Below are 2,495 nucleotides of genomic sequence, written 5' to 3'. Positions count from 1 at the left end.
TCCGGCATCTCCGCGAGCGGCGTGACCGGCAGCCCGAGCTCCTCCTCGACCGCCTGGAGCGCCTTGGCGAAGTCGGCAGCGCTCCAGTGTCGACCGGCGCGGCGCTTGAACATCGCCTTGCGCAGCGCGTCCTCGAACGACGCCGGCACGTCGTCGCGGTCGATGGCCGCCGGCTCATGGTCCCGGATCCGCTCGGCCAGCACCCCGGGCGCATCCGATCCGTCCGGCGCCGCGAACGGAGTACGTCCCGCCAGCAGCGTGTAGCAGGTCGCGGCCAGGCTCCAGATGTCCGCCCACGCGCTCGGCTCGGGCGGGTCTGCGAGCATCTCCGGCGCCATCCAGGGCAGCGAGGTCGATTCCGCACCGGCGGGGCGGCCGGCCGAGGAGAGGCTCCCGAAACCGACGAGCTGCGGCTCTCCGTCACTGGTCAGCAGGATGTTGGCCGGTCTGACGTCGCCGTGCAGCATGCCGTGCCGCGCGGCGACGTCGAGCGCGCCCGCGACCTTGATGGTGAGACTCAGTGCTTCGGCGACCGGAAGCCGCTCACTCTTCCGGCGCGTCTCCAGGTCACCGCCAGGTCGATGGTCCATCACCACGAAGCAGCGGTCGTCGTCGCTGACGCCGACCGCGTGCACAGGAAGCACGTGAGGGTGCGCAGCGAGCTCGGCGACCTCCTTGGTCTCCCTCGCGAGGACGTCCTGGACCTCGGCGCTGAGCCGGTCGTTCCAGACCTTGACGGCGACGTCGACCTTCTCCTGCTGCCACTCGTAGAGGAAGAGCTCGGAGGATCCGCCCGCGCCGATCAGCGCGCGATGCCGGAAGCCCGGGATCGTCGGTGGCTCGTGGTGGGGGCTGGCCATGGGCGGCAATCATAGGCGTCGTACGCCTTCGCGTCGCCTCCCCCTCAGCTGAGCATCCGACGCGCAACCGCCCGCTGACGTGCGGCGATCCGGTCCGCATACCCCCCAGGGCTCAGCGCCTCGGTATGCGGAAGCAGGTCGCGTACGTCCTCCAGGCCCACCTTGTGGACCACCGGACCGTCAGCGGCGGTGAGATCGCGTTCGAGCCGCTGCCAGCGCAGCATCAGCGAGCCGGTGCGGTGGCCGGTGGTCTCGAGCCAGTTGGCGATCGGCTCACCGCCCAGGGGCGGGCGCTCGGAGATGACGAAGCGCATCACGCCGTCGGGATCGGTGACCGCCTGGGCCTTGGTGAGGCTGGTCTGGTGGGTCTCGTAGTCGGTGGAGGCGTACCAGTCTGAGCCGACCTGGAAGCCCTGGTAGGAGCAGTCGTCGCAGCGCGGCACCTCGACCACGAGCGCCTCGTCCTCGGCCAGCTCATAGTGACCGATCGAGGAGAACTGCGACTCCAGGCCACCGGGCGTGCGCGCCGGCACGGTGAGGGTGTTGACCGGCTCCTGATACTGGAAGAACTGCGGGAAGGCGAACCAGGTCTGGATCGACCCGGTCAGCGATCGGGCCGCGACCTCGTACTTCTTCCGGAGCAGCTCCTGGGTGAGCGGGCGGCGCGGCCGCCCGAGGGTGTCGGGGCGCTCGATGGTGATCGTGCCGCGGGCCTCGGTGTCCCAGTCGTTGAAGACCTCGCGCACGATCAGGGTCTTCGCGTCCGGTTCGGCCGTATAGGCGAACTCGAAGGATCCGTCGTCCTCCACCTGGAGCTTGCGGTCGTCGAAGGCCATCAGGCTGGTCGCGGCGGAGTCCGCGGTGTAGGCGCCGCCCATCACCTGGAAGGAGAGGTCGGCACTGGTCCCACGGCGGCCGCGGATGACGTACTCGACGCCTTCTCGCAGGTAGGCGTTGAGGTAGATGGCATCGGGATTGTCCAGCCCCTGCTTCGAGAACTGGTGCGTCGGGTTCACGAAGAGCGGCTGTTCGAGGTCGTAGTCGAACGCGGTCTGCATCGCCATCCGGATGCGGCCGGAGAGGTATTCATAACCCTCGAGCCGGTCCTGTTCCGTCCGGATGAACGGCGCGTTCGCGATCAGCTCCTCCGCCTCCGCGATCGCCCGCTGGAGCGGCTCGGTCAGGCCGTACGCAGCACTCATCCGTTGACCTTGGCGATGATGTTCTCGGCGTACCACTCCAGGTGCTTGATCTTCTTCTCCAGCGGCTCCGGGTCGGCGCCCTTCACGTAGGGGTCGCGGAACCCGACGATGCAGTCGGTCACGCCCTTGTCCTCGAGCCGCTTGATCCCGTCGAGGTCGTAGGCGTCGTAGCTGATGACGTGGACCTCGAAGTCGTCGCGCGTGTCACCCTCCTCGCGCCGGATCTCGGCGAGGCGCACCAGCAGGCGGTCGAGCTCCTCGCCGTCGCCGCCGGCGTGCATCCAGCCGTCGCCCTTGAGGACGGCGCGGCGCAGGGCGGCGTCGGCGTGGCCGCCGACGAGGAGCGGGATCTTCTCCGTCGGCGCCGGGCGCTGCTGGAGCGGGGCGAACTCGTAGAACTCACCGGAATAACCGAAGAAGTCGCCGCTCGGGT

The 2,495-nt window shown here is 69.2% G+C and carries 3 protein-coding genes; all 3 read right to left on the bottom strand.

Features of this window, described 5'->3' with window-relative positions; genetic code table 11:
• The coding region (locus ACFVJS_RS27515; RefSeq protein WP_378886723.1) for a serine/threonine-protein kinase at window positions 1–860 on the bottom strand (860 nt) is incomplete at its 3' end.
• A gap of 44 nt (window positions 861–904) precedes the next feature.
• Window positions 905–2,062, bottom strand: coding sequence for a hypothetical protein (locus ACFVJS_RS27510; RefSeq protein WP_378886722.1), 1,158 nt, complete (start codon window positions 2,060–2,062; stop codon window positions 905–907).
• Window positions 2,059–2,495 (bottom strand): LLM class flavin-dependent oxidoreductase (locus ACFVJS_RS27505; protein ID WP_378886721.1); only part of this gene is annotated, 437 nt, incomplete at its 5' end. The genes ACFVJS_RS27510 and ACFVJS_RS27505, both read right to left, overlap by 4 nt.

The organism is Nocardioides sp. NPDC057772, from assembly GCF_042798075.1.
Lineage (GTDB): Bacteria > Actinomycetota > Actinomycetes > Propionibacteriales > Nocardioidaceae > Nocardioides.
Note: the sequence above shows the minus strand (reverse complement) of the source record. Positions and strands in the feature narration are given on the sequence as shown.